Below are 20606 nucleotides of genomic sequence, written 5' to 3' on the forward strand. Positions count from 1 at the left end.
ATCAATCGCACACCAAAAGGGGTGCAATCGATACTTTTGGCAGAAAGAAAATGGATACAATCGCGACAATCCGTCCTTCAAGAGCCGTGTTTCCAGACGAAACGCTACGCCCGTCCGGCCAGCGAGGTTTTGTCGGCCATCTGGTGCGCGTGATCAGGTCACTGGCACGATGGATCGACCATTTGCTGGAGCGCCGGCGCGGCCGCCTGGCATTGCTGGAAATGACCGACGATCAGCTCAAGGACATCGGCCTCTCGCGCTGCGATGCCCATCGCGAGGGCATCAGACCCTTCTGGGAATAGGGGCCAATCTTAACGGACCCGTTTGGTCCCGCGATGGCCGATGCCACGATCGATAAAAACGGCAACGACGGAGATTACCAGGAACAGCGCGGTGATGGCCAATGCCGCAATGGCGACACTGGCTGCGCCGTTCTTGGCGACATCGAGGAAGGGGTAGGGCACCTCGCCGGCAAACGGCGCCCGCGCCAGCGCATAGGCCAGATAGGCGATGGGATAGAGCATCCACCAGGATATGTCGCTCCAGCGCGTCCTGCCGTCGGCGCCTGCTATCAGCCACCACAGCACGAACAGAACCGGCGTCACGTAATGCAACAGGACGTCGCAGAGCAGGAACAGGCCTTGCGGCTGCCAGAGCCGCGCCAGAACAGTGGCATAAACGATGACGACCAGGGTGATCGAAACCGCGACACCCGCGCGCATCCGGAACCCGGCGAAGGCCGGCAGCCACGCATAGAAGCTGGGTGACAGCAGGGATGTGTACACCAGCACGGCGCCAATGTTGGTCAGGATGGTGAAGAAGCTGAAGTAGAAGACGATCGAGCCGAGCAGGCTGCGGCCGGCTTCCATCGACGCTGGGATGCTGATGCAAAACTGCAGGACGAGGCCTGCCAGACCGATGGCCAGACCCACCACCTGCAGGAAGCGGCCCATGGTCAGGCGGTCGCGGCGCAGGCCGGATTGCCGGCCTGCCAGCGGGCAATGTCCGAGCCGATGCGCGCGCCGAGCGGGTCGTTCATCAGCGGCCCGAACGCGTCGACGCGGCTCGAATTGCCTTGCGCCTGCACGACCAGCAACGGCTTGCCACCATAATGCTTGGCCGGCACCAGCAGGAAGCGCGGCGTGCCGCTGAACGAGTTCAGCTCATTGGCCATCTGGTATTGCTTGAAGGCCGGGTCCTTGCTGGCGATCCAGCATTTGTGTGCGTCGATTGCCACCTGTTCCATGGCCAGCAGTGCCGCGCTCTTGCCCGAGGGCACAGGCGTGCTCTTCGGGGTCGACTGGCACGAGGCCAGGGCAAAGCCTGCCGCGGCAACCAGGGCGATCGTCTTGCTCTTGATCAAGCGGCACCCATCTCGAGTTCGGAGAGAGAGATTTTCAGGCCGTCTGTCATCTCACCCCACACCCGCGACAGGGCCGGATGCTGCGAAGCGATCTGCTCATAGGCATCGAATTTGGGATAGGCGTCGAGCAGGTCGTGGCGACCTGTCATGGCGCGGAAATTGTTGAAGATGAACCGGGTCGGTGTCAGCCACGCATCTGCGAAACTGATGTCGTCGCCGAGCGCGAAGGGGCCTTGCGCCATGCGCGCCTCGATCGCCGCCAGCCCGTGGTGCAGGCGCGTGAATTGGGCGTCGATCTCGGCATTGTTGCGCTTCGGCACGAAATGCAGCTCGAAAAGCTTCATCGTCGGGGTGAGAACATCGAGATCGGTGATGCGGGCGAACATGCGCACCAGCGCGCGGTCCTTGGAATCGGGCGGCAGCAGCGCCGGCTCCGGAAACCGCTCCTCGAGATATTCGGCGATGACAACCGATTCGACGATGGTTTCACCCGAGCCGGTGATCAGCACGGGGATCCGGTTCATCGGCGAAATGGCGCGAAACGCTTCGGGGATCGGAAAACCCGGCGGTGGCGCGATGATCTTGAGCGGCACGTCCTTGATATAGGCCAGCGCCCGCACGATCGACGAGTAGGGCGACAACGGCCGCGAATAGAGTTTCATGACCGTCTCTCTCCCCAGAGCAATGGACGTGATGTCCTTGTAAACTTTACTGCATTTGCGGCTGAAATCGTCAAGCGGCGATGCCGAGCGCGCCTTCGAAGAGGGCGCGACCGTCGCTGCCGCCATGGGCGGCTTCGATCAGGTTTTCAGGATGCGGCATCAGGCCGAGCACATTGCCTTGTTCGTTGATGATGCCGGCAATGTCATTGATCGAGCCATTGGGGTTGGTCCCCTCGGCATAACGGAACACCACCTGGCCTTCGCCTTCGAGGCGGGCAAGCGTTTCGGCGTCGGCGAAGTAATTGCCGTCATGGTGTGCCACTGGCGAGCGGATGATCTGGCCCGGCTGATAGCGGCGGGTGAACATCGTGTTGGCGTTGGTGATCTCGAGCTTGATCTGCCGGCAGACAAACTTCAGCGAAGTGTTGCGCATCAGCGCCCCCGGCAGCAGACCGGCCTCGACCAGGATCTGAAAACCGTTGCAGACGCCGATGACCGTGACGCCCTTGGCGGCCTTTTCGGCCACGGCCCGCATCACCGGCATGCGCGCGGCGATCGCGCCACAGCGCAGATAGTCGCCGAAGGAGAAGCCGCCGGGAATGGCGATCAGGTCGACATCCGGAATCTCGGTGTCTGTCTGCCAGACCGTGACCGGCGGTTTTCCCGAAATCTTGGTCAGCGCCGCGATCATGTCGCGGTCACGGTTGAGGCCAGGCAGGAGGACGACGGCTGATTTCATTTTGGTTCGTAGGGCCTCTGGGCTTCGGCTAGTTCGCGCAGGTCGAAACGTCTGTCTATGCGCTCCAGGCGCTCGTCTTGTCTGGCGAGAATGCCATAAACGTTGTGGATGTCGCTTTGCGTGGCCACCATGTGACCCTGTATCACATTCAATTCCCGTTTCGTCTCGGAGACATCCTGACGAAGCTCACCGATTTCGTGATGTACGTGCTTCAGAAGCTCGAACATCAGTTCATTCGTGACTTCCGACATAGTGCCTCCGACACAACCTCAGGTAAGTGTCACACTATAATTCTCAATCACCGTATTCGCCAGCAGCTTGTCGCACATGGCTTTCAGGTCGGCTTCGGCCTTGGCCTTGTCGCTTTCGGCCAGTTCGACGTCGAACACCTTGCCTTGCCGCACCGCGCCGACGCCATCAAAACCCAGGCCGGACAGCGCGTGCTCAATCGCCTTGCCTTGCGGGTCGAGAACACCGTTCTTGAGGGTGACGGTAATGCGGGCCTTGATCACGCTGGACATGCTCCTGTTCTAAAGTATCGGATCGCAAGCCGCGATCAGTGCGGCTTGCCTTTGACGCCGTCGGTCGAGGCGACAAGCACCGGACCGGTGGGGCGGGGCGGCTCATTCTCATTCATGATGCCGAGGCGGCGGGCGACTTCCTGGTAGGCTTCGACGAGGCCGCCCATGTCGCGGCGGAAACGGTCCTTGTCGAGCTTGTCCTGCGTCGCCACGTCCCACAAGCGGCACGAATCCGGTGAAATCTCGTCGGCGACGACAATGCGCATCATGTCGCCTTCGAACAGGCGGCCGCACTCGATCTTGAAGTCGACGAGCTGGATGCCGACACCCATGAACAGGCCGGAGAGGAAGTCGTTGACGCGGATGGCCAGCGCCATGACGTCATCGATCTCCTGCGGGCTCGCCCAGCCGAAGGCGGTGATGTGCTCTTCCGACACCATCGGATCGTCGAGCGCGTCGGCCTTGTAGTAGAATTCGATGATCGAGCGCGGCAGAACGGTGCCTTCCTCGATGCCCAGGCGCTTGGACAGCGAACCGGCGGCGACGTTGCGCACCACCACTTCGAGCGGAATGATCTCGACTTCCTTGATCAGCTGCTCGCGCATGTTGAGCCGGCGGATGAAGTGGGTCGGGATGCCCATGCGGTTCAGATGGTTGAAGATGTACTCGGAAATGCGGTTGTTCAGCACGCCCTTGCCGTCGATGACCTCATGCTTCTTCTTGTTGAACGCGGTTGCATCGTCCTTGAAGAACTGGATCAGCGTGCCCGGTTCGGGTCCCTCATAGAGGATCTTGGCCTTGCCTTCATAAATGCGGCGGCGATTTTTCATCTGATTTTTTCTCTGGATTTGCGGGCAGGCGGCAAGCGACCAGTTCCTGTCCGTCTGCCTAAATTAGTGCGGCGACGGCGGGGTTCAATGCCGGGTCTATCCCAATCACATCGTTTGCTCAATCGGCAAATCCTTCCAATCAACCGCTTTCGGGACTGAAATGCCGCAGCGCAGCATATGACGAAGCGTATTGACCGGCCCGCGACCTTTTGGTTTGTGCTTTGGCAACACACATATCACTTGCCAACGAATCGGATTTGACCCGGAGGGACGCCATGAGCAGCATGAAAGACCGCGAAGAAGGCTTCGAGCGCAAATTTGCATTCGACGAGGAGCTTCGGTTCAAGGCCTCGGCGCGCCGCAACAAGGCGCTCGGCCTGTGGGCCGCCGAAAAGCTCGGAAAGTCGGGCACTGATGCTGATGCCTACGCCAAGGAAGTCGTCGTCTCCGACATCGAGGAAGCCGGCGATCACGACGTGTTCCGCAAGATCCGCAAGGATTTTGACGCTGCCGGGGTCGAACAGTCGGACCATCAGATCCGCCGCACCATGGACGAACTGATGGCGGAGGCGATCGAGCAGATCAAGAACACCTGATCCGGGCCGGAGCAGGTTCCGCAAAGTGTCCCACGGTTTTGCGACAGAGCCTGCGACAAACAAAAGGAAACAGGTTCCGCAAAGGTGTCCCACGGTTTTGCGACAGAACCTGCGATAAAGAATGACTGGACCAATCGACCGCCCGGCCAAGCCGGGCGGTTTTTCTTTGCCTTTGCCGTGGTTTCCGGCTGAAACTGCATTAGAGCGACGTGCGTCCTTCTGGACGCACAAAGTACGCTCTAACGCTTAGCGTTTTCGCATCGTGCTTTCCGAAAATCGATCCGATTTTCGGGCCGATGCGATGTTAACGAGGAAAGAGATTAGATGTCCCTGAAGTCCCGCCTTGCCGCCGATGAAACGCTGATCACCGCCTGGTCGGGTGTGCCGGACGCCCTGACCGTCGAGATCCTCGCCAAACAGGGCTTCGATGCCATCACGCTCGACATGCAGCATGGCGGCCATCACGAGGACAGCGTGCTGCGCGGTCTCATGCCGGTGCTTGCCGCAAACAAGCCGGCGCTGGTGCGCATCCCGGTCGGCCGCTTCGACATGGCAAGCCGGGCGCTCGATTTCGGCGCCGAGGCAGTCATCGCGCCGATGGTGAATTCGGTGGCTGACGCGAAACTGTTCGCCTCGGCGATGAAGTATCCGCCGCTCGGCGAGCGCTCGTGGGGGCCGACCTATGCCTTTCCGCGCCACGGCAAGGGCGATTATGCCGAATGGCTGCGCGACACCAATCAGCGCACCATGGCCTTCGCCATGGTCGAGACGCGTGCCGCGCTCGACGCGCTCGACGGCATTCTCGACACGGCGGGCATTGACGGCATTTTCCTCGGCCCATCGGATTTCTCGATCGCCTGGAGCAACGGCACGGTCGTCAATTCGACGCTGGAAAGCATGATGGAGACGATAGCGTCGGTCGCCGAGCGCACCCGCAAGGCGGGAAAACATGCCGCGATCTATGTCGTCGAACCGGCAATTGCCGGCCGTGTCGTGTCGATGGGTTACCGCCTGCTCGCCACCGGGTCCGAACATGCGCTGATTTCGCTGGGCGCAAAAACCTTGCTGAAGGGCATCAAGGACTCGATCGGATCCTGAATCCAAACCAGACGAATCGCTGCCGCACAAGCGTTGCGTGGTCAGGCCTTGGCAGCCGCGGGCGCCGCTGCTGCTGGGCCGTGGCGTCTGAATTTGTTGAACAGAGCGCTGAGTGCCTGGACCCACCAGTTGTTGATGGCCATCAGCGGCAACGCCACCAGGATCGAACCCAGCAAGGCGGCCACGGCGCCGAGTGCGGCCGAGCCACTGGCCAGCAAGACCCATGCCCCCAGTGAGCAGATGACGGGTACATGCACGAGGTAGAGCGGGAAGGACAGGTCGCCCAGGAGACGTGCCGCCTTGCCCGAGAACCATGACGGCGGGTTCTCCACACTCAGCAAGGCGTAGACCAGCATAATGCTTGCCGGGATGGCCACGCAGGCTTGCCGCAAGTCATCCCTGGGAGCAACAACCTCAAGCACGACGAAGGGGCGGTATATGCCGACAGCATCCCCAGCATAACCCAACAGCGCCAGGGAAACCATGACGATGGCACCTCTCACCCACCGATTCGGGCGAAATCCCATGGCAAGAAGAGGATAGAGCAGGAGGCTGGCTGCAAAGGCGCAAAAGAGGAAATTAACTTGCCACGCCAAGAAAACGCCCGTTGCAACGGCGAACAAGGACAACTGCGGCGACCGGGCCTGCAGGACGACCGGAGCCAGGGCAAAGGCCAGCAAGCTTCCCCAGAATTCGACCGCCATGGTCCACAGGCTGCTGTCATAATAGCTGTCGCCGTCAATGAACGTTCGCCAGGTCCCTTGCAGGAATGCATCGCTGAAATTCGCGGACTCCGGCGAAAGCAGCTGTGAGGCATTACCGAATCTGCTTAGCCAGCCCGATTGAGTGACGCTGGCGGCATCCTCGAAGAAGTACAGATCGAGCTTGAAGACGGTGCAGGACGCCAGCGTCGTGATGAGCACCGGGCCGGCCAGGCGCGGCAGGCGCTTGATCGCACCCAGCAGCAAATCTTCCAGTTTACGGGTCTGAAAATAGCGATTCACAAGCACATAGGAAGACAGGACGAAAAACAAGTACACGGCGGAGGCGCCATTGAAGGCGACGAAAGCCAGACTTGTTTCGAACGATTGCGCGGCTTCGGATGGTGCGAAGGCGATCAAAATATGCCCATTCAGAACAACAAGTGCCGCGACACCTCTCAGCAATTCGAGTGAAGCATCCTTGCGCAAGTATGGACCCTTGTTTGAAAAATCGTTAGTTCAGTATTCTCTAATATAATTCGGCGAACAGAATTCCCCGCGTCTGAAGAGATTACCGCGAGCTGCATTAAATTATTGTTCACGCAGGCCAAGCGGATGCTTGAGGGCGACTTCGTGCGCAGGTTCTGTCAGTATATATTACAAGTCCGTCAGGAACTTGGCGAAGGTCATGGAGCCTTCGGGCCAGGGGCCGAAGCCTGAATCCTCGCTGAGATGGCCGGTCTCGCCGGCATCGATGAACAGCGATCCCCAGGCGCCGGCAATGTCCTCGGCGACATCGAAAGCGCAGAACGGGTCGTTGCGGCTGGCGATGACGATCGACGGAAAAGGCAAGGGCTCGCGCGGATAGGGGCCGAAGGTCATCAGGTGCTTCGGCTTGATCTTAGGGTTGGCGACATCGGGCGGCGCCACAAAGAAGGCGCCGGCGACCGGCTTGACGAATTGCGGCATGGCCTGCACGGCCGCCGCGACACCAAGCGAATGGGCAACGATGACGACGGGCCGCTCGGCCTCGTTGACCGCTTTGGCGACGCTCGCCGTCCAGTCCTCGCGCACCGGCTTCGACCACTCCGCCTGCTCGACGCGCCTCGCCGTCGACAGTTTCGATTGCCAGCGGGTCTGCCAATGCTCAGGTCCGGAATTGGTGTAGCCCGGAACGATCAGGATATCTGCGTCTTTGACTTTCATGCCGCTGAGATAGCGAGCCCGATTGCCTCATGCAACCGTTGATGGGCACGCTCCTGCTCATAATGGTGAACACCATGTTCGCATTTCGCTGTCTTGTGTGAACGATCGCGATAGACGATCTGTCGTCGGGAGAGAAACAGCCGTGAAGGACCGGATATTTGGCGCTGACACGACGTACAATGATCGGCGGCGCCGGGCTCCTGGCATTGGGAGCTTCATCAAGCGCTGCCGCAACGGAGACAATGATGAGCGAACTGCCATTTGCCGCCACCACGCCGGTGAGCGTTGCCCGCGTCGGCCTGAAGGCGCGCGATGCCGAAAGTCTTGCCGCCTATTATCGCAAAGTCGTCGGACTGCAGGAATTGAGCCGTGCCGACGGCGCGATCACGCTCGGCGCCGGCAGCCGTCCGCTGCTGGTTGTCGAGGCTGATCCTTCGGCCAAGCCCGACGATCCGCGCGGCGCCGGCCTGTTCCATACGGCTTTCCTGCTGCCCAGCCGTGCCGATCTCGGCCGCTGGATCAACCACGCGATATCAGACAAGATCACCATCGACGGCGCTTCGGACCATCTGGTCAGTGAGGCGCTGTACCTGACCGATCCTGAAGGCAATGGCATCGAAATCTACGCCGACCGCCGTCCACAGGACTGGAAATGGAACGGCGACAAGATCGCCATGGCGACCGAGCGGCTGAATATTCCGTCTATTGTCGCCGAAGTGCCGGCCGGCGATGCCGGCTGGCAAGGTGCGCCGGAAAACAGCATCGTCGGCCATGTCCATCTGCGCGTCGGCAGGCCGGAAGAAGCCGAAGCCTGGTGGAACCAGGAATTCGGCTTCGACACGGTAGCCAGATATGGCGGCCAGGCCGTGTTCCTGTCGTCCGGCGGCTACCATCACCACATCGGCGCCAATGCCTGGCAGAGCTCCGGTGCCAACCGCCGCGATCCGAGCCGGTCCGGTCTGGCCTGGGTGGAGATGCGTTCGGACAATGTGACCGGCGAGACAGTCCGCGAGGATCCCTGGGGCACGGTGATCAGGACTGTTCCCGGCAAGGCGTGATTGGCTTTTGACGTGAGCGTCTTTCTCCCCGTAAACGGGGAGAAGGAAAGCTCAAGCTTCCCCAAACACCCGCCGGAAAATCGTATCGACATGCTTGGTGTGATAGCCCAGGTCGAATTTCTCGCGGATCTCGGCTTCCGGCAATGCTGCCGTCACTTCCTTGTCGGCCAGAAGTTCCTCAAGAAAATCAGCGCCTTGCTCCCACACCCTCATGGCGTTGCGCTGCACCAGCCTGTAGGAGTCCTCGCGTGACAGGCCAGCCTGCGTCAGCGCCAACATCACGCGCTGCGAATGCACCAGGCCGCGGAACTTGTTCATGTTCTTCAGCATGTTCTCGGGATAGACGACCAGCTTGTCGATGACGCCGGTCAGCCGTGACAGCGCGAAATCGAGCGTCACCGTGGCGTCCGGGCCGATCATGCGCTCAACCGAGGAGTGCGAGATGTCGCGCTCATGCCAGAGCGCCACATCCTCCATCGCCGGCAGCGCCATGGAGCGCACCATGCGGGCAAGGCCGGTAAGATTTTCCGTCAGCACCGGATTGCGCTTGTGCGGCATCGCCGACGAGCCTTTCTGGCCTGGCGAAAAATACTCTTCCGCTTCCAGCACCTCGGTGCGCTGCAGATGCCGGATCTCGGTCGCCAGCCGCTCCATCGACGAGGCGATGACGCCGAGCGTAGCAAAGAACATGGCGTGGCGGTCGCGCGGGATGACCTGCGTCGACACCGGCTCCGGCTTCAGCCCTAGCTTTGCCGCCACATGCTCTTCGACATAGGGTTCGATGTTGGCGAAGGTGCCGACAGCGCCTGAAATCGCACAGGTGGCGATATCTTCTCGGGCATGCACCAGTCGCTCGCGGCAGCGCGTGAACTCGGCATAGGCCTGCGCCAGCTTGATGCCGAAGGTCGTAGGCTCGGCGTGGATGCCGTGGCTGCGGCCTATGGTGACGGTATCCTTGTGCTCGAAGGCGCGGCGCTTGAGCGCGGCAAGCAGGCCGTCAATGTCTGCGAGCAGGATATCGCTGGCGCGGGTAAGCTGGACGGCAAAGCAGGTGTCGAGAACATCCGACGAGGTCATGCCCTGGTGGATGAAGCGCGCGTCGGGTCCGACGAATTCGGCGAGATGGGTGAGGAAGGCGATCACGTCATGCTTGGTGACGCGCTCGATCTCGTCGATCTTCTCGACATCGAATTTCGCGGCATTACCCTTTTCCCAAATGGTTTTCGCAGCCGCTTTCGGGATGACACCGAGCTCGGCCAGCGCGTCGCAGGCATGGGCCTCGATTTCGAACCAGATGCGAAACCGGGTTTCGGGCGACCAAATGGCGACCATTTCCGGCCGGGAATAGCGAGGGATCATCGGTCAGTCCTGATGTATCTAGAGCAATCCAGGAACAGTGCGCAGCGGTTTTCCGTCCGGAATTGCGAAAAAGAGGAGTTAGAGCGGGTCGGCGGTTCTACCAAACGCTGAACCGCTCTGGGTTAGCCCGCGTCCTAACAGAGGCGGGCAAAATGCTCAACGCTGTTGCCGCGCAAACCAAAGGCTTGCGGCAAACAAGGCGATGAAACCAAGCGGGAAATAGAGCCGGATGCCCAACACCACGAACTGGTAGGACGCTACGGCCATCGTGAAGGCGAGCTGAAACCCCCAGGTGAGAGTGAAGACGGGCGCATGCCATTCCGCATAGTAGGACCGGTATTGCAAGGCATAGAGCCCGGCGGTTAGCCCGATCGTCGCGGCGGCAAGGCACACCATTGTCGCGGCGAAGGCGACCTCTCGGCCCCTTCCGAGCGAAACGAGCCGTGCCGCGAACAGGCCGACCGGAAAGGCCAAGGCGCCGCCGCCCGCAAACAGCAGCGATACCGTACGGATCTTATCCGGCGTCACCCAACTGTCCAGCAACAGGTTGACGAGCGCACTGGCGCCCATCGTGACGGCCCATAGCAAGGCGCCGAGAAGTGCCGTGCGCGGCGTCGGTATCGCGTTGTACACGCGGCCAAGGGCACGATTGCGCCTTGCGGGTTGAGCAATGGGTGTCACAGGCGGCCAGTCACGGCGATCCAGCGAAAGTCCGGCCCCTCGAAGCCATATTGGCGCACCGCGATCAGCACCGCATAGGCGCTGAGGCTGTCCATGGAGAATGTCTGCACCGCACCGATGCGGTAGCCGTTCGGGCAGCCGCGGCTCTTGGGGATGGCTTTGTCTTCGTGCAGCAATTTGGTGGCGCCGCCATCCTGCGCCTCGATGCGCAGCAGCCGGAAGCCATTAATCTCGCCCTGGCTGTCGCAGCCTTCGGTGTTGTTCATGCCGATCTCGTCCAGTCGGAACTCGAGCGGCTGGTCGACCGGAGAAAAGATCGGCCGCGGATTGACCACCATCCGGTGCGGATCGGCCGAAAGCTCGGTCACCGGGTTGAAACCGGCGGTGATGCCGCGATTGGCGCTCAGCTCGGCCTGGCCGACAATGGCCTCACCTTTCTGCCGGGCCTGAAGGCGCGCTGCGTCCAGTTTGGCATTCTCGTCGTCGAGCCGGACCCGGATCGGCGTGCCGTTGAGAAAGCTGTCGGTGCTGGTGTCGATGTAATAGCGGTTGGCATAGGGAAAGCCCGACCCGTCCTGGACGCCATATTCCTCGAAAGCAAACACGCCACCGTCCTTGGTGAAGCCAAGGATCTCAAGCTCGGCGACATCGCCGGCCTGGGCAGCGATCGACGCCGCAAACTGTGCGGCCAGGGAAACGGCAAACAAAACGAGCATTCGCATCGGTTCTTCCCTCAGGCAGCGGCGATCGTTGCAATCCCTAGCACGACCGAATCAAAACGTCGTGCGGGCCGAAAGCCGATGCATCCAATCGGCCCGTCAGTTGTTATTGTCGGCAGTCCCAATGGAGAACCACCATGACCGACACCAGCAAAATTCGCGAGCATATGGAAGTCGTCGGCGCCGATGGCGTGCATGTCGGCACCGTCGACAAGGTTGACGGTCAGCGCATCAAGCTGACCAAGGCCGACAGCGGCGAGGGCGCTCACAAGGGCCATCACCACTACATTCCTCTGGCGCTGGTCGGCGAGGTCGACGGCAAGAAGGTGTGGCTGTCGGCGAATTCGGATGTCGCGGTGACCTTCGAGGAAGAAAAGTCCGATCCCGTCTGATAGGGCGACCCGCTCTAGCGGCGCGACGACCAGACCGGAAACAGATCGTTGTCGGCTGGCGTCGCCGCAAACACGCCGCGGCTGATGGCGCGCGCCATCGTGGCGCCGGCCGCGGCATAGAGGTCGATTGCCGCATCAGCTTCGAGCCGGATGCCGCTCTTTCCTGTCGCCAGCGCAAACACCAGATCGCCGTCGGCCGGCGTGTGCGTCGGCCAGATGGCGCGCACGAAGCCGTCATGCGCCGACATTGCCAGGCGTTTTGCGGCGGCCTTGGTGAGGACCGCGTCCGTGGCAATGACGGCAATGGTGGTGTTGCCTCCGGTCTCCATCTGCCTGCCTGCATGCTTGTCGCGGTATTTCAGCAAAATGTTCCTGGCATCGTCCGGCATCGGCGAGGGATAGCCGAGCCCGCCGAATTCATCGCCGATTTCGAAGGGGGCTGCCCAGAAATGGCGGGTGCGGCTGATAGTCACCGAGCCGGTCGGATTGACGGCGGCCAGCGCGCCAATAGTGATGCCATTGTCCAAAAGCGTCGAGGCGGAGCCCAGGCCGCCCTTCAATCCCGCGGTCAGCGCACCGGTGCCGGCGCCCGTCGTGCCAAGCTGGAAATCGGTGGCGGCGGATTGTGCTGCCTCATAGCCGAGGTCGCGGTAGGGTGGATAGCGACCCCAATCCTTGTCGCCGCCATTGCGCAGGTCGAACAGGATCGCCGCTGGCACGATCGGCACGCGAAAGCCGCCCACTTCGAAGCCGATGCCGCGCTCGCGCAGCGCCGCCTGCACGCCGGACGCAGCATCAAGGCCGAAAGCCGAACCGCCCGACAGCACCACCGCATGGATCGCCTCGACCGAATTGTGCGGTTCGAGCAGGTCCGTCTCGCGCGTTCCCGGCGCGCCGCCAAGGATCTGGACGCCGGCCACCGCCGGTTCGTCGCACAGCACTGATGTCACGCCGGACTTCAGCCTGGCATCGGAAGCATTGCCGACCCGCAGGCCGGCAACGTCGGTGATCAGATTGCGCGGACCAGTGCGGAACATCAGTTGCTTTCCAAAGGCACGAAGCGCGTGCCGTCGAAACGGAAGACGCGGTAGGGGCTCCGACTGAGGTCGCCCTTGGCGTCGAAGCGGACCGCTCCGATCGCCGTCGTGAAATCTTGACCGGTCAGGGCGTCGGTCAGCGGCTTGCCCGAGCTCTCGGACAGCGCAGACGCCGCCTTGGCAATCTCGATCGCCGCATAGGCAGGCAGTGCATAACCGTCCGGCACGATCTTTTGCGCAGAGAAGCTTTCCAGCACTTTGGGATCAGTGACATCGGCCCATTCTGGCGGGGCGATCATCAGTGTGCCCCCTGCATAAGGCACGTCGCCGGGCGGCGTGCGCAGATTTTCGCCGCCGGCAAAGGTGATGCCGGCCTGGAGCTGCGCGGCATCGCGGCCCATAATGGCAATGTCGTCGCCGTCGCCGCCGGCAAAGACATGCGTGGCGCCGGCTTTCTTCAGCCGGCCGATCATCCCGATCTGGTTGTCAAGCTGCGGCCGGAACGTGTCGACGAAGACCGGTTTCAGCGCCGCTTGCTCGGCCGCCGCGCGAAATGTTTCGGCCATCTCGCGGCCATAGATGGTGCCGTCGTCGATGATGGCGAACAGCTCGTTCTGCCACAGGCGGGTGAGGGTGGAGGCAACGGCGTTGCGCTCGTCGTCGCCGCGCGGCCCGAGGCGATAGACCGGCCAGCCGGTCTTGGCGCGGCGGTCGGTCAGGCTTTCGGTGCGCACGCCGACGGTGATGACCGGGATGTTGGCGTCCTTGAGGATCGGCATCGCCGCCTCGATGGCGTCGGTGCAGAGGAAGCCGACGACGACACTGACCTTCGCCGCGGCGAAGTCCCTGGCCGCAGAAGCACCACCGTCGGCGGTGCACGCGTCATCCACGGTCTTGAGTTCGATGCCATTCGCTTGCGCCGCCAGACTGGTGCCGGCCGCGACCTGCTTGCCGAGAATTGCCGATGGTCCGGACAAGGGCGCGGCGACGCCGACCAGCAGCGTCTGCGCGATCGCGCTGTTGGCCACGAACAGCCAGGCCAGCGCCGCAATTGTTCTTGTCCCAGGTCGCATTCGAGCGATGGAGTCCTCCGTGCCGGCTTTACGCTTTGGCACTATTTGCCGCCAAGACCTAAAGGCTGCCCGGCCTTGGTGCAACACGCGAATTTGGGGATATGGGCCAAGCGCTTCGCTTGTGGCGTGTCATGTCTGGCCATATATGTCAGGACGATACTGGCCATGGAATATTCCCGGTGCTGAAGAAGAACGATATTGGGCCGCAGGCCTATCGCGACGCGATGAGCCATTTTGCCGGCCACGTCCATGTGGTTACAACCGACGGGCCCGCCGGCAAGCGCGGCACGACCGTGATTGCGGCCTGTTCGGTATCGGACACGCCGCCGACCATCCTGGTCTGTCTCAACCGTGAAAATGCCAAGAATGAGCTGTTCGTGCAAAACGGCCGGTTTGCCCTGAACACGCTGGCCTCGCATCAGGAGCCGCTGTCGATCGGCTTTTCCGGCATCACCGGCCTGCCGCTTGAAGAGCGTTTCGCGCTCGGTGAGTGGGATGTGATTTCCACCGGTGCGCCGACGCTGAAGGGCGCACTCGCCGTGTTCGACTGCGAATTGATCGACACCAAGGACCTGGCCACCCATCGTGTGCTTTTTGGCAAGGTGACAGGCCTGCGCATGGGCGATAATTTGCGGCCGCTGATCTACCACGCCCGAGGCTACCACGTCCTGGACAGCGGAGCGGCGGCGTTCACGGAGAAAGAATGACCGAACTGAAACCGCGCCCCGTGCCGCGGACGATCGACGAGACGCTCGATCTTCTGACCGGCGCGGACTATGTGGCGGACCGGTCGCTGGCGACCGTGCTTTTCCTGTCGCTGCGCATGAACCGGCCCTTGTTCCTCGAGGGCGAAGCCGGTGTCGGCAAGACAGAGATCGCCAAGGTGTTGGCGCAGGCGCTTGGCCGCCGGCTGATCCGCCTGCAGTGCTATGAGGGGCTCGACGTCTCCTCGGCCGTCTATGAATGGAACTACGCCGCGCAGATGATCGAAATCCGCATGGAGGAGGCGGCCGGCAAGGTCGACCGCTCCGCCATGGAGCGTAACGTCTTCTCCGAGAAATATCTGATCCGCCGTCCGGTGCTCGACGCGTTGACCGGCAAGACGGGCGCTGCCCCGGTCTTCCTGATCGACGAGCTCGACCGCACGGATGAAGCCTTCGAAGCGTTCCTGCTCGAAATCCTGTCCGACTACCAGGTGACGGTACCCGAACTCGGCACCATCAAGGCCGAAGAGCCGCCGATCGTCATCATCACCACCAACCGTACCCGCGAGATCCACGATGCGCTGAAGCGGCGCTGCCTTTACCACTGGGTCGATTATCCCAATGCCGAGCGCGAATTGGAGATCGTGCGCCGCAAGGTGCCTCAGGCCAACCAGCGGCTGTCGGCTGAGGTGGTTTCCTTCATCCAGAAGCTGCGCCAGATCGAGCTGTTCAAGGTGCCGGGCGTTGCCGAAACCATAGACTGGGCCGGCGCGCTGACGGAGCTCGACAAGGTGGCGCTCGATCCCGAAACCGTGTCCGACACGATCGGCGTGCTGTTGAAATACCAGGACGATATTGCCCGCATCGGTTCGGGCGAGGGCCGGCGCATCCTCGACGAGGTCAAGGCCGAACTCGCGGCGGCGCAGTAGCGGCAATGAACGCGCCGGGTGCTTACCCCAAAGAGGCCGACCCCAGAGAGGCGACGCCGGACGGGCGCATTGCCGACAACATCGTCTATTTCGCCCGCACCTTGCGCAAGGCAGGCATGCGGGTCGGCCCGGCCTCGGTCAAGGATGCCATCGAGGCGGTGCTGGCTGCCGGAATCGGCTCACGCGACGATTTCTACTGGACGCTGCACGCGGTGCTGGTGTCCAGGCATGAGGATCACCCGACCTTCGACGAAGCCTTCCGGCTGTTCTGGAAATCGCGCGAACTGATCGAAAAGATGCTGGCGATGTTCTCGCCGGTGGCGCCTGACGCCAGGGAGAAGCAGAAGCCGCGCGCGGCCGAAAATCGCGTCAGCCAGGCGATGTTCGAGGGCCATCAGAAGAACCAGCCGCCGCGGGAAATCCCTGAGATCGAGGTTGATGCCCGCTTTACCTTTTCCGGCAACGAGGTGTTGCGGGCTAAGGATTTTGCCCAGATGAACGCCGCCGAGATGGCCGATGCCAAGAAGGCCATCGCCGAGCTGCGATTGCCTTTCGACATGGTGCGGACCAGGCGCTTCAAGGCCGACGCGCATGGTCGGCGTATCGACCCGCGCGCCATGATGCGCTCGGCCGCGCGCACCGGCGGCGAACTGATCCTGCCGAAATTCCGCTCGCCCCGCGAAGTCCATCCGCCGCTGGTGGTGCTGGCCGACATTTCCGGTTCGATGAGCCAGTACACGCGCATCTTCCTGCATTTCCTGCATGCGCTGACGGAAAAGCGCCGCCGCGTGCACACTTTCGTCTTCGGCACGCGGCTGACCAACCTGACCCGGCAGATGCGCCACCGCGATCCCGATGCGGCACTTGCCGACTGTTCGGCGGCGGTCAAGGACTGGTCGGGCGGCACGCGCATCGGTGACACGCTGGCCGAGTTCAACCTGGTATGGTCGCGGCGCGTACTGGGGCAGGGTGCTGTCGTGCTTCTGATCACCGACGGGCTGGAGCGCGACGATGTCGCCGGCCTGTCCGAGGAAATGGAGCGGCTGCACAAATCCTGCCGGCGGCTAATTTGGTTGAATCCCTTGCTTCGCTTCGACGGTTTTCAGGCGCGTGCCCGCGGCGTCAAGGCGATGCTGCCGCATGTCGATGAATTCCGCTCGGTCCACAATCTCGACGCGCTCGCCGACCTCTGCGCCTCACTCGACAAGAAATCGGCGCAGTCGGTCGATCCGCGGCGATGGATGGAAGCTGGCGCGAGGCACGCTGCATAGCCATATGTTTATCCATCGGAAAAACAGACTCTGAGAGAAGCGATCATGGACGACAGCATCTATCTCGATGAGGCCCGCGACCCGCTGATCATCGCGGAAGGCTGGATGAAGGACGGCAAGGATGTCGCCATTGCCACCGTGGTCGAGACCTGGGGTTCGGCGCCGAGGCCGGTCGGCAGCCATCTGGTCATCGACGCCGAAGGCAATTTCCATGGCTCGGTCTCGGGCGGCTGTGTCGAGGGTGCGGTGGTGAGCGAGGCGATCGACGTGATCGACTCAGGGAAAGCCAAAATGCTCGAATTCGGCGTCGCCGACGAAACCGCCTGGCAGGTCGGCCTCTCCTGCGGTGGCCGCATCAAGGTGTATGTCGAGCGGTTGGGCTGATCTCAGATGGATCCATACGCCTTAAAAACTTTGAATGCCGAACGACGTGCCCGCCGCGCGGCGATCCTCGTCACCGATCTCGGTGATGGCCGCGATCGCATCGTGCGTGAGGGCGACCGGGTCGCCGGCGATCTCGGAGCCGCGATCGCCAAGGCGTTTCGATCAGGCAATTCCGGTTCCGTCGAGGCGGAAGGGCGGACCTTCTTTCTCAACGCGCATCTGCCGCAGCCGCGCCTCGTGGTGATCGGCGCCGTCCATATCAGCCAGGCGCTGGCGCCGATGGCCAGGATTGCCGGCTATCCCCTGGAGATCATCGATCCGCGCACCGCTTTTGCTACGCCCGACCGCTTTCCCGATGTCGCCTTGCATGCCGAGTGGCCGGAAGATGTTCTGACGCGCCAGCCGCTCGACAGCTACACCGCGCTTGCCGCCGTCACCCATGACCCGAAGATCGATGATTTCGCGCTGAAGGCAGCGCTTGACGCCAACTGCTTCTATGTCGGCGCGCTTGGCAGCCGCAAGACGCACGCCAAGCGCGTCGAGCGCTTGCTGGCGCTGGGCGCGAGCGCCGACCAGATCGCCCGCATCCATGCGCCGATCGGGCTCGACATCGGTGCCGCCAGCCCGGCCGAGATCGCTGTCGCGGTGCTGGCGCAGACCATCTACGCCTTCCGCTCGCGCGGCCTCGACGCCAAGGGCGCGGTGGCGTGAAATTCGGTCCGATCCCGATTGAGACGGCCGAAGGCGCGGTGCTGGCGCATGCCACCACCGCTGGCGAAATGCGCTTTCGCAAGGCGCACAGGCTGAGCGCCGAAGACGTCTCCATACTCAAGCGGGCTGGCGTCTCGCAGGTTGTTGCGGCCGTGCTTTCCGCGGACGATCTCGGCGAGGACGCCGCGGCGCAAAGAATTGCCGAAAGCATGACTTTCAGCGGTATCGAGGCCAGGTCCGCCGCCACCGGCCGGGTCAATCTCCACGCCAAGGCATCAGGCATCTTCACGGTCAGCGCGGCGATGATCGACGCGATCAACGCCGTCGATCCCGCCATCACCCTTGCCACGCTGGCGCAGCATGCGCCGGTCGAAAAGGGTCAGATGGTGGCGACGGTGAAGATCATCCCGTTCGCGGTCAGCTCTGCGCTTGTCGATGCGGTCGCGAAAATCTGTGCCGGCGGCGAGATCTTTGCCGTCAACGCCTATCAGCCGGTGCGCGTCGGTGTCATCCAGACGGTCCTGCCGGGCATCAAGCCCAGCGTGCTCGACAAGACGCTGCGCGTCACCGAAGCAAGGCTGGCGCGTTCGGGCGGCAGGTTGACGGCGGAGCGCCGCACGCCGCATGAGATCGCGCCCGTGGCGGAGGCCGCTGCCTCGCTGGCGCGCGACAATGACATGGTGGTGATCTTCGGCGCATCGGCGATGAGCGATTTCGCCGATGTCGTTCCGGCGGCGATCGAAATGGCGGGCGGGACTGTCATCCGCGCCGGCATGCCGGTCGATCCCGGCAATTTGCTGGTACTGGGGACGCTGGATGGCAAGCGCGTCATCGGTGCGCCCGGCTGCGCCCGCAGCCCCAAGGAAAACGGCTTCGACTGGGTGCTTGACCGGTTGATCGCTGGCCTTGACGTCACCGCGAAGGACATCGCCGGCATGGGTGTCGGCGGGTTGCTGATGGAAATCCCGACACGGCCGCAGCCGCGCGAACCGCTGCCGGCCAAAAGCCGGCTCAAGGTCGCCACCGTGCTTCTGGCGGCCGGCCGGTCGAGCCGCATGGGCGGACCGAACAAGCTCTTGGCGCTGTTCGACGGCAAGCCGCTGGTGCGCCGCACCGCCGAGCGTGCGGTCGCCTCGAAGGCGTCGGGCACGATCATCGTCACCGGTCATCAGCGCGAGCGGGTGCGCGCAGCTTTGTTAGGCCTCGACGTCACCCTCGCTGACAATCCGGATTTCGCCGATGGCCTGTCCACGTCGCTGAAGGCCGGTATTGCCTATCTGCCGGAGGACACCGCCGGCGTGATGATTGTTCTGGGAGACATGCCTGGCGTTGTGTCAGACGATCTCGACCGGCTGATCGATGCCTTCCGCAAGGCTGGAGGCAATTCCGTGGTCCGCGCTTCGCATGAGGGCAAACGCGGCAACCCGGTGCTCCTGCCGCGGTCGCTGTTCCCGGCCATCGCTCATCTCGAAGGCGATACCGGCGCGCGCCACCTGGTCGAGGCCGAAGGGCTCGACGTCATCGATGTCGAGATCGGCGAGGGCGCGTCTGTCGATGTCGACACCCGCGAGGCGCTCGAAGGCGCCGGCGGCGTGCTGCAGGATTGACAAACCCGAACTGAATTAAGCATGGCTGAGGGATGGCTTTTCGTTTCCTTTCTCCTCTCCACGGCGTTCTGATCGCAACATTTGTTCTTGGCGTTGCCGCCCAAGCCGATGCGCTCGAACTGAAACCCTTCAAGGACGATCTCTTCGCCTACCCGGCCACGCTCTCGTCCGACAGCAACGGCGCCTATACGGTCATCGACTACCGCGAAATGCGCGACATCAACCAGCGTGATGAAGTGCCGGAAAAGCGCGTGCATGCGCAGTATACTGACACCAGTGTGCGCAAGGTTCAGCAGGATCTGATGCTGAAGACCGATGCTGGCGATGTCAGGCACGTCGCCGTCGGCAAGACGGAAGGTGCCGGTATCATCGTGCTCTACCTGCACGGGCAGGGTGGCAGCCGCAAGCAGGGCGTCGACGACTTCACTTTCGGCGGCAATTTCAACCGCCTCAAGAATTTGATGGCCGGCAATGGCGGGCTTTATCTCTCGCCGGATTTCCCCGATTTCGGTGACAAGGGCGCCGCACAAGTCGCAGCCTTGATCGATCACTACGCCGAACAATCGCCGGGCGCGAAGATCTTCGTCGCTTGCGGCTCGATGGGCGGTTCCCTGTGTTGGAAGCTTGCCGCGCGCAACGATAGCGGCCGGCGCATAAACGGGCTGCTGCTGCTCGGATCGCTATGGGACGACAGTTTTCTTGCAAGTCCTGCCTTCAGGCGCCATGTCCCGGTCTTCTTCGGCCAGGGCAGCCATGACGTGGTTTTTCCCGTGGCGAACCAGGAAGCCTTCTTCCGATCCATCATCGCCAAATCGAAGGCATATCCCTATCCGACCCGCTTCGTCCGCTTCGAGACCGGCACGCATGGCACGCCGATCCGCATGGTCGACTGGCGAGGAACGCTGAACTGGATGCTGTCGAAGGCGCCTTGATACAAAAGGACAAAAGCTTGAAGCGCATCGCGC

Annotated in this window: 26 protein-coding genes; 12 read left to right on the forward strand and 14 right to left on the reverse strand. The window is 62.4% G+C overall.

The annotated features are described in order from the left end of the window. Positions 1-50 precede the first annotated feature (50 nt). The gene (locus AC1D05_RS02345) at positions 51-302 is read left to right on the forward strand and encodes a DUF1127 domain-containing protein (RefSeq protein ID WP_477437799.1); all 252 of its coding nucleotides are present in this window, start codon (positions 51-53) and stop codon (positions 300-302) included. Positions 303-311: 9 nt separating this feature from the next. Here the strand turns inward: AC1D05_RS02345 and AC1D05_RS02350 are convergent, their stop codons facing one another. From AC1D05_RS02350 to purC, 7 genes are all read right to left on the reverse strand, one after another. Beyond that, on the reverse strand, positions 312-953 hold the full coding sequence (locus tag AC1D05_RS02350) for a Pr6Pr family membrane protein (protein ID WP_477437801.1): 642 nt from the start codon (positions 951-953) through the stop codon (positions 312-314). 2 nt (positions 954-955) lie between these two features. After that, complete coding sequence (locus AC1D05_RS02355) at positions 956-1363, reverse strand: hypothetical protein (protein WP_477437802.1); 408 nt, start codon at positions 1361-1363, stop codon at positions 956-958. Then, positions 1360-2025 carry a glutathione S-transferase family protein gene (locus AC1D05_RS02360; RefSeq protein ID WP_477437804.1) on the reverse strand — a complete coding sequence of 222 codons (666 nt, stop codon included), beginning with the start codon at positions 2023-2025 and terminating at the stop codon, positions 1360-1362. The genes AC1D05_RS02355 and AC1D05_RS02360 overlap by 4 nt, the downstream gene beginning before the upstream one ends. Positions 2026-2095: 70 nt before the next feature. Next, on the reverse strand, positions 2096-2764 hold the full coding sequence (gene purQ, locus AC1D05_RS02365) for a phosphoribosylformylglycinamidine synthase subunit PurQ (RefSeq protein ID WP_032930048.1): 669 nt from the start codon (positions 2762-2764) through the stop codon (positions 2096-2098). Then, positions 2761-3015 (reverse strand): hypothetical protein, encoded by a 255-nt coding sequence (locus AC1D05_RS02370; RefSeq protein WP_477437806.1) that lies wholly within the window; start codon positions 3013-3015, stop codon positions 2761-2763. The genes purQ and AC1D05_RS02370 overlap by 4 nt, the downstream gene beginning before the upstream one ends. Positions 3016-3033: 18 nt before the next feature. Next, the gene (gene purS / locus AC1D05_RS02375; protein WP_013895864.1) at positions 3034-3276 is read right to left on the reverse strand and encodes a phosphoribosylformylglycinamidine synthase subunit PurS; all 243 of its coding nucleotides are present in this window, start codon (positions 3274-3276) and stop codon (positions 3034-3036) included. Between the two features lie 44 nt (positions 3277-3320). Continuing rightward, positions 3321-4115 carry a phosphoribosylaminoimidazolesuccinocarboxamide synthase gene (gene purC / locus AC1D05_RS02380; RefSeq protein ID WP_027028673.1) on the reverse strand — a complete coding sequence of 265 codons (795 nt, stop codon included), beginning with the start codon at positions 4113-4115 and terminating at the stop codon, positions 3321-3323. A 275-nt stretch (positions 4116-4390) separates the two neighbouring features. Here purC and AC1D05_RS02385 point away from each other — a divergent pair, with 275 nt between their 5' ends. Further along, on the forward strand, positions 4391-4711 hold the full coding sequence (locus tag AC1D05_RS02385) for a DUF1476 domain-containing protein (protein WP_477437808.1): 321 nt from the start codon (positions 4391-4393) through the stop codon (positions 4709-4711). Between the two features lie 324 nt (positions 4712-5035). Then, positions 5036-5809, forward strand: coding sequence for an HpcH/HpaI aldolase family protein (locus AC1D05_RS02390; RefSeq protein ID WP_477437810.1), 774 nt, complete (start codon positions 5036-5038; stop codon positions 5807-5809). Between the two features lie 41 nt (positions 5810-5850). On the opposite strand, the gene AC1D05_RS02395 is transcribed toward AC1D05_RS02390, so the two are convergent. After that, complete coding sequence (locus tag AC1D05_RS02395) at positions 5851-6999, reverse strand: acyltransferase family protein (RefSeq protein ID WP_477437812.1); 1149 nt, start codon at positions 6997-6999, stop codon at positions 5851-5853. Positions 7000-7167: 168 nt separating this feature from the next. Then, the gene (locus tag AC1D05_RS02400; protein ID WP_477437814.1) at positions 7168-7716 is read right to left on the reverse strand and encodes an RBBP9/YdeN family alpha/beta hydrolase; all 549 of its coding nucleotides are present in this window, start codon (positions 7714-7716) and stop codon (positions 7168-7170) included. Between the two features lie 245 nt (positions 7717-7961). On the opposite strand from AC1D05_RS02400, the gene AC1D05_RS02405 reads away from it, so the two are divergent. Next, positions 7962-8774 carry a VOC family protein gene (locus AC1D05_RS02405; protein ID WP_477437816.1) on the forward strand — a complete coding sequence of 271 codons (813 nt, stop codon included), beginning with the start codon at positions 7962-7964 and terminating at the stop codon, positions 8772-8774. 51 nt (positions 8775-8825) lie between these two features. On the opposite strand, the gene purB is transcribed toward AC1D05_RS02405, so the two are convergent. The 3 genes from purB to AC1D05_RS02420 all read right to left on the reverse strand — a co-directional run bounded on the left by purB (position 8826) and on the right by AC1D05_RS02420 (position 11536). Beyond that, positions 8826-10133, reverse strand: a complete 1308-nt coding sequence (gene purB / locus AC1D05_RS02410) for an adenylosuccinate lyase (protein WP_477437818.1) — start codon at positions 10131-10133, stop codon at positions 8826-8828. Positions 10134-10289: 156 nt separating this feature from the next. Then, on the reverse strand, positions 10290-10814 hold the full coding sequence (locus AC1D05_RS02415; RefSeq protein ID WP_477437820.1) for a hypothetical protein: 525 nt from the start codon (positions 10812-10814) through the stop codon (positions 10290-10292). Then, entirely contained in the window at positions 10811-11536 is a 726-nt protein-coding gene (locus AC1D05_RS02420) for a DUF2259 domain-containing protein (protein WP_477437821.1), read from the reverse strand. Before AC1D05_RS02420 ends, AC1D05_RS02415 begins: the two co-directional genes overlap by 4 nt. A 134-nt stretch (positions 11537-11670) precedes the next feature. On the opposite strand from AC1D05_RS02420, the gene AC1D05_RS02425 reads away from it, so the two are divergent. Further along, a complete protein-coding gene (locus AC1D05_RS02425; protein ID WP_477437823.1) occupies positions 11671-11925 on the forward strand; it encodes a DUF2171 domain-containing protein in 255 nt (84 codons plus the stop codon). A gap of 14 nt (positions 11926-11939) precedes the next feature. Here AC1D05_RS02425 and AC1D05_RS02430 read toward each other — a convergent pair whose 3' ends face one another. Together AC1D05_RS02430 and AC1D05_RS02435 are read right to left on the reverse strand one after the other, a co-directional pair. After that, positions 11940-12962, reverse strand: a complete 1023-nt coding sequence (locus AC1D05_RS02430; protein ID WP_477437825.1) for a P1 family peptidase — start codon at positions 12960-12962, stop codon at positions 11940-11942. Further along, complete coding sequence (locus AC1D05_RS02435; protein ID WP_477437827.1) at positions 12962-14035, reverse strand: branched-chain amino acid ABC transporter substrate-binding protein; 1074 nt, start codon at positions 14033-14035, stop codon at positions 12962-12964. The genes AC1D05_RS02430 and AC1D05_RS02435 overlap by 1 nt, the downstream gene beginning before the upstream one ends. A gap of 179 nt (positions 14036-14214) precedes the next feature. Between AC1D05_RS02435 and AC1D05_RS02440 the strand changes: the two genes are divergently transcribed. Genes AC1D05_RS02440 through AC1D05_RS02470 form a run of 7 tightly spaced genes read left to right on the forward strand, consistent with a single transcriptional unit; the run spans position 14215 to position 20573 of the window. After that, complete coding sequence (locus tag AC1D05_RS02440; RefSeq protein ID WP_475451074.1) at positions 14215-14742, forward strand: flavin reductase; 528 nt, start codon at positions 14215-14217, stop codon at positions 14740-14742. Next, positions 14739-15668, forward strand: a complete 930-nt coding sequence (locus AC1D05_RS02445; RefSeq protein ID WP_477437829.1) for an AAA family ATPase — start codon at positions 14739-14741, stop codon at positions 15666-15668. The genes AC1D05_RS02440 and AC1D05_RS02445 overlap by 4 nt, the downstream gene beginning before the upstream one ends. A gap of 5 nt (positions 15669-15673) precedes the next feature. Next, positions 15674-16939: a vWA domain-containing protein gene (locus AC1D05_RS02450; protein ID WP_477437831.1), complete on the forward strand. Its 1266-nt coding sequence runs from the start codon at positions 15674-15676 to the stop codon at positions 16937-16939. Between the two features lie 45 nt (positions 16940-16984). Then, entirely contained in the window at positions 16985-17323 is a 339-nt protein-coding gene (locus AC1D05_RS02455; protein WP_027045528.1) for an XdhC family protein, read from the forward strand. Positions 17324-17329: 6 nt separating this feature from the next. Next, entirely contained in the window at positions 17330-18034 is a 705-nt protein-coding gene (locus AC1D05_RS02460; RefSeq protein WP_477437833.1) for an XdhC family protein, read from the forward strand. Beyond that, entirely contained in the window at positions 18031-19641 is a 1611-nt protein-coding gene (locus AC1D05_RS02465) for an NTP transferase domain-containing protein (RefSeq protein WP_477437835.1), read from the forward strand. The genes AC1D05_RS02460 and AC1D05_RS02465 overlap by 4 nt, the downstream gene beginning before the upstream one ends. Before the next feature lie 32 nt (positions 19642-19673). Further along, positions 19674-20573, forward strand: a complete 900-nt coding sequence (locus tag AC1D05_RS02470) for an alpha/beta hydrolase family protein (RefSeq protein ID WP_477437837.1) — start codon at positions 19674-19676, stop codon at positions 20571-20573. Positions 20574-20606: the final 33 nt, after the last annotated feature.

The sequence above is a fragment of the Mesorhizobium sp. P2_E9 genome (assembly GCF_056403815.1).

Bases quoted from the DNA above. Each gene is read 5' to 3' on its own strand.
- AC1D05_RS02345 (WP_477437799.1), top strand. From the start codon at position 51: ATGGATACAATCGCGACAATCCGTCCTTCAAGAGCCGTGTTTCCAGAC.
- AC1D05_RS02350 (WP_477437801.1), bottom strand. From the start codon at position 953: ATGGGCCGCTTCCTGCAGGTGGTGGGTCTGGCCATCGGTCTGGCAGGC.
- AC1D05_RS02360 (WP_477437804.1), bottom strand. From the start codon at position 2,025: ATGAAACTCTATTCGCGGCCGTTGTCGCCCTACTCGTCGATCGTGCGG.
- purQ (WP_032930048.1), bottom strand. From the start codon at position 2,764: ATGAAATCAGCCGTCGTCCTCCTGCCTGGCCTCAACCGTGACCGCGAC.
- AC1D05_RS02370 (WP_477437806.1), bottom strand. From the start codon at position 3,015: ATGTCGGAAGTCACGAATGAACTGATGTTCGAGCTTCTGAAGCACGTA.
- purC (WP_027028673.1), bottom strand. From the start codon at position 4,115: ATGAAAAATCGCCGCCGCATTTATGAAGGCAAGGCCAAGATCCTCTAT.
- AC1D05_RS02385 (WP_477437808.1), top strand. From the start codon at position 4,391: ATGAGCAGCATGAAAGACCGCGAAGAAGGCTTCGAGCGCAAATTTGCA.
- AC1D05_RS02390 (WP_477437810.1), top strand. From the start codon at position 5,036: ATGTCCCTGAAGTCCCGCCTTGCCGCCGATGAAACGCTGATCACCGCC.
- AC1D05_RS02400 (WP_477437814.1), bottom strand. From the start codon at position 7,716: ATGAAAGTCAAAGACGCAGATATCCTGATCGTTCCGGGCTACACCAAT.
- AC1D05_RS02405 (WP_477437816.1), top strand. From the start codon at position 7,962: ATGAGCGAACTGCCATTTGCCGCCACCACGCCGGTGAGCGTTGCCCGC.
- purB (WP_477437818.1), bottom strand. From the start codon at position 10,133: ATGATCCCTCGCTATTCCCGGCCGGAAATGGTCGCCATTTGGTCGCCC.
- AC1D05_RS02420 (WP_477437821.1), bottom strand. From the start codon at position 11,536: ATGCGAATGCTCGTTTTGTTTGCCGTTTCCCTGGCCGCACAGTTTGCG.
- AC1D05_RS02425 (WP_477437823.1), top strand. From the start codon at position 11,671: ATGACCGACACCAGCAAAATTCGCGAGCATATGGAAGTCGTCGGCGCC.
- AC1D05_RS02430 (WP_477437825.1), bottom strand. From the start codon at position 12,962: ATGTTCCGCACTGGTCCGCGCAATCTGATCACCGACGTTGCCGGCCTG.
- AC1D05_RS02435 (WP_477437827.1), bottom strand. From the start codon at position 14,035: ATGCGACCTGGGACAAGAACAATTGCGGCGCTGGCCTGGCTGTTCGTG.
- AC1D05_RS02445 (WP_477437829.1), top strand. From the start codon at position 14,739: ATGACCGAACTGAAACCGCGCCCCGTGCCGCGGACGATCGACGAGACG.
- AC1D05_RS02450 (WP_477437831.1), top strand. From the start codon at position 15,674: ATGAACGCGCCGGGTGCTTACCCCAAAGAGGCCGACCCCAGAGAGGCG.
- AC1D05_RS02455 (WP_027045528.1), top strand. From the start codon at position 16,985: ATGGACGACAGCATCTATCTCGATGAGGCCCGCGACCCGCTGATCATC.
- AC1D05_RS02460 (WP_477437833.1), top strand. From the start codon at position 17,330: ATGGATCCATACGCCTTAAAAACTTTGAATGCCGAACGACGTGCCCGC.
- AC1D05_RS02470 (WP_477437837.1), top strand. From the start codon at position 19,674: ATGGCTTTTCGTTTCCTTTCTCCTCTCCACGGCGTTCTGATCGCAACA.